We start from the raw sequence: 4,073 nt of genomic DNA, 5'->3' as shown, positions 1-4,073 counted from the left end.
GAGAAAATAAGGGATAAGATCGCTGCTTTCAACGGGCACATCAGTATTTCCAGTTACGATAATAACAGCTCCCAGGTTTCTCTGGTCCCAATTTCAAAGGAGCAGGATTTTTATCCCGAATTCACTAAAGTAGATGGAGTAGAGCACGTCCAGGCTGTAGCAACAAAGGCCGGGATAATACGAACAGAAACCGATTTTGAAGGAGTTCTGGTAAAAGGCCTTGGGGAGGATTACAGGTGGGAATATTTTGAGGAATTCATCATTGAGGGGGAGATTCCTGAATTTAAGGAAAAGCTCAACGATGAGGTGATGATCTCGGCTTATCTTTCCAACAGGTTAGGGTTGCAGGTAGGGGATAAAGTACCTACTTATTTTCTACGGGAAGAAAGCGATCGGCCGCTGCTTAGAGCCTTTGTGATCACAGGAATTTACAGTTCCGGTTTCCAGGAATTTGATGAATTATATATGTTGGCTGATATTCGGCATATTCAACGAATAAACAGATGGGAAGATGACGAAGTTGGAAATTTTGAAGTATTCATAAGTGATTTTGATAAACTGGACGAGAAGGGGCAGGAGGTTTATGAGAATACCGGCTCGTTTCTGGATGCGCAAACCATAAATCAGAAATACTATTCCATTTTTGAATGGCTGGAGCTTTTTGATTTTAATATTGCCCTTATCATCGGGATCATGATCCTGGTTGCAGGTATAAATATGATCACCGCTTTGCTGGTTTTAATCCTGGAACGTACTCAAATGATAGGAATTCTGAAGGCATTGGGCAGCGGAGATTGGAGCATCAGGAAGATATTTTTGTATAACGCGGGTTACTTGATCCTTTTGGGGCTGTTCTGGGGAAATCTAATAGGCATAGGCTTGTTGTTGATTCAGAAATATTTTAAATTATTCCCCTTGAATCCGGACACTTATTACGTAACCGAAGTTCCGGTTTATATAAACTGGGATTATATCCTTGCGGTCAATATCGGCACCCTGATATTATGTATGCTGATGTTATTGATCCCATCGGTGATCATTTCAAAGATATCCCCGGCAAAAGCTATTAAATTTGAATAGAATGAAAGCCATAGCAGTTATTTCGACTACTATGGTGAGTTATAAATTGTAAAACTTTTTATGGAATACGCAGAAAACATTTTAGGTACCATTGGAAATACTCCGTTGGTAAAAATGAATAAAATAACTAAAGAAATAGACGCTCTTGTCCTGGCTAAATATGAGACTTTTAACCCGGGCAATTCTGTGAAAGACAGGATGGCGGTAAAAATGATAGAGGAAGCTGAAAAAAGCGGAATGCTAAAACCGGGTGGAACCATAATTGAAGGAACCTCAGGTAATACCGGAATGGGCCTTGCCCTGGCGGCCATCGTGAAAGGTTACAAGATGATTTGCGTCATCTCAGATAAACAAAGCAAAGAAAAAATAGATATTCTTAAAGCGGTTGGCAGTGAAGTAATAGTTTGCCCAACCGATGTAGAACCTGAAGATCCCAGATCTTATTATTCAACTTCAAAAAGGTTGGCAGAGGAAACACCAAATTCATGGTATGTAAATCAATATGATAACCTGGCCAATACCCAGGCACATTATGAAACCACAGGTCCTGAAATATGGCAACAAACCGATGGAAAGGTCACCCATTTCGTGGTAGGGGTTGGAACCGGCGGTACGATCTCGGGGGTTGGAAAATATCTCAAAGAAAAAAATCCTGATATCAAAGTTTGGGGAATCGATACCTATGGCTCGGTTTTCAAGAAATATCATGAGACAGGGATCTTTGACAAAAACGAGATCTATCCTTATGTCACCGAAGGAATTGGAGAAGATATCCTGCCAAAGAATGTAGATTTTAGTGTGATTGACGGATTTACAAAAGTGACCGATAAGGATGCGGCAATCTACACAAGAAAACTGGCGAAGGAAGAAGGGTTTTTCCTTGGTAATTCGGCCGGGGCTGCAGCGAAAGGCCTGCTTCAGCTAAAGGAGCATTTCTCCAAAGATGACGTTGTGGTGGTATTATTTCACGATCACGGCAGCAGGTATGTGGGAAAAATGTACAATGATGAATGGATGAAAAAGATGGGATATCTGGAATAATCTCAGGAAATCTTCTGAAGAAAATAAAAGACTAAACTTCCTGAAAAATACATCAAGACATCAACAGGATCTGCAGTATAGCGATCGTGCAGAGGAGGTAAGATAACTTCAAAATAAATGCTGTAAAGCACAAATAGCGAAAATATACTAAAGACCGGAAGCTTAAGTTTCCGGTCTTTTTTTATGAATTGAACACAAAAAAGACAAATGCTTAAAACAACCGGCATACATAAAAAATCAGCCAGGTAATTTCGTAAGATAGGGGGCACCGGAACATTGAGGTAATATGCAAATTGTAAAATCACAAAAACGCTTAAAAAAACATTAAATCCTATCCAGACTGGCTTCATACTAAAAGTAAGGACAGGAGAAATGCCAGTACACCACCAACGATCATCACAATGATCCAGACAGAATAACCAATGCGGCCCAAAGCTTCCATAAAAGCTCCTTTTGGCTTGTCTTTCTGCTTTTCATTCTCCGGTTCCTCTTTTGGAAAGGGCCGGCTTTTGATATTTGGGTCGTTCTTTCCCATGGTTATTTTTTATCTTCTTCCCATCCCCAGGGTGCTCCAGGATCTTCAACCGGTTCGCTCAGGTCGAATTCTACAGAGAAACTGGTGTTGGAACCTATCCTCTTGAGATTATAGGTAAAACTGTCTTCATCCAGCCCAATAAACCAAACATTGGAAGCAGCTGCCGGAAGTAATTCCGCAGTTTCCATGTCAGCCGGGAAGACTTGTAGATCTTCAAGTCCAGTGTTTGAAGCAATTCCGCCATATTGTGTGACCTTGTCTTCTGTGCCATCAGCGTGACGGTGGTCGTGCTTTAGCTTGATCTTGTCTTCTTCAAAGGAGAGTACCCAGGTGCGGGATTTATCTTCACCTACAAAAAATGGGATTTTAATACTGTCTTTGTCGCAGGACCTTACGTGCATTATCAATTCTTTTCCTGCAAAATCTTCTCCCGGGTTTTCGGTGGTAATTGTGCCCCGGTAGGCTTCTCCACAGTGGCCCTGTAATTTGGTCCAGAATTTTTCTGCAGGACTTTGTTGTCCTTGCATAAAAGAAAGACTGAAAAGAAATATGGAGATGACGTATATTTTTTGCATACTTAAAAGTTTTGGGTTATTGCAAAATACAGTATTTTCAGGCTTAAAATAATTTTAGATGAAAAAAATATTACTAATACTAGTTATTTCGGGAGTCTTAATGAGCTGCGGAAATCTTGTCGAGACAGTGCAGGAAGATGTTGATACTGAATATGAAAATAATTACAGTTATTTAGCCCTTGGGGATTCCTACACCATTGGAGAAGGGGTAGCAGAGGAAGACCGCTGGCCGGTTCAATTGGTAGAAAATTTAAATGAAAGAGGATATAAAGTTGCGCCACCAAAGATCATCGCAAAAACCGGGTGGACCAGTAGAAATCTTTTCAAAGCCATGGAGAAAGAATTGAGTTACACCCGGGAATTCGACCTGGTTTCAATCTTAATCGGGGTGAACGATCAATATCAGGGAAAAACAAAACGGGAATATGAAGAAGATCTGAGGGAGGTCTTCAGAATGGCGCTTAATTATTCGAAAACCAGGGAGCATGGGGTTTTCGCACTTAGTATCCCGGATTATGGAGTCACTCCTTTCGCAGGTGATAATTCCGAAGAAATTTCCGCAGAGATCGCTGAATTTAATGAAGTCTTTAAAAAGATAGCGGAAGAATACGGTGTGGATTTCTATAATATCACGCCTATTTCCAGGGAAGCTGCCCGGGATCCCGATTTGCTGGTGGAAGATGAATTGCATCCCAGCGGAATAATGTATCGGTATTGGGTTGAGGAAATTATAGATGAAATCACCCAAAAATTGCCAAACCAGGAATAGTGTTTTTAAAGAGGCAAAGAGTTTTCTAAATTTAACAGATGCAGGAAGACTTTCTACATTACCTCTGGAAATA

At 40.7% G+C, this 4,073-nt stretch carries 5 protein-coding genes; 3 read left to right on the top strand and 2 right to left on the bottom strand.

What is annotated here, in order from left to right; translation table 11 throughout:
- Together ACESK1_RS12380 and ACESK1_RS12375 are read left to right on the top strand one after the other, a co-directional pair.
- On the top strand, positions 1-1,080 hold a 1,080-nt coding region (locus tag ACESK1_RS12380), incomplete at its 5' end, for an ABC transporter permease (RefSeq protein ID WP_372920493.1).
- 60 nt (positions 1,081-1,140) lie between these two features.
- Entirely contained in the window at positions 1,141-2,121 is a 981-nt protein-coding gene (locus ACESK1_RS12375; RefSeq protein ID WP_372920492.1) for a PLP-dependent cysteine synthase family protein, read from the top strand.
- 346 nt (positions 2,122-2,467) lie between these two features.
- Here the strand turns inward: ACESK1_RS12375 and ACESK1_RS12370 are convergent, their stop codons facing one another.
- Complete coding sequence (locus ACESK1_RS12370; RefSeq protein ID WP_372920491.1) at positions 2,468-2,656, bottom strand: hypothetical protein; 189 nt, start codon at positions 2,654-2,656, stop codon at positions 2,468-2,470.
- A 2-nt stretch (positions 2,657-2,658) separates the two neighbouring features.
- The gene (locus ACESK1_RS12365) at positions 2,659-3,231 is read right to left on the bottom strand and encodes a hypothetical protein (RefSeq protein ID WP_372920490.1); all 573 of its coding nucleotides are present in this window, start codon (positions 3,229-3,231) and stop codon (positions 2,659-2,661) included.
- Between the two features lie 58 nt (positions 3,232-3,289).
- Between ACESK1_RS12365 and ACESK1_RS12360 the strand changes: the two genes are divergently transcribed.
- Positions 3,290-4,000 carry an SGNH/GDSL hydrolase family protein gene (locus ACESK1_RS12360; protein ID WP_372920489.1) on the top strand — a complete coding sequence of 237 codons (711 nt, stop codon included), beginning with the start codon at positions 3,290-3,292 and terminating at the stop codon, positions 3,998-4,000.
- Positions 4,001-4,073: the final 73 nt, after the last annotated feature.

It is taken from the genome of Salegentibacter sp., from assembly GCF_041642575.1.
Classification (GTDB): Bacteria; Bacteroidota; Bacteroidia; order Flavobacteriales; family Flavobacteriaceae; genus Salegentibacter.
The sequence above is the reverse complement of the archived record's forward strand: the minus strand, read 5'-3'. Positions and strand labels throughout refer to the sequence as shown.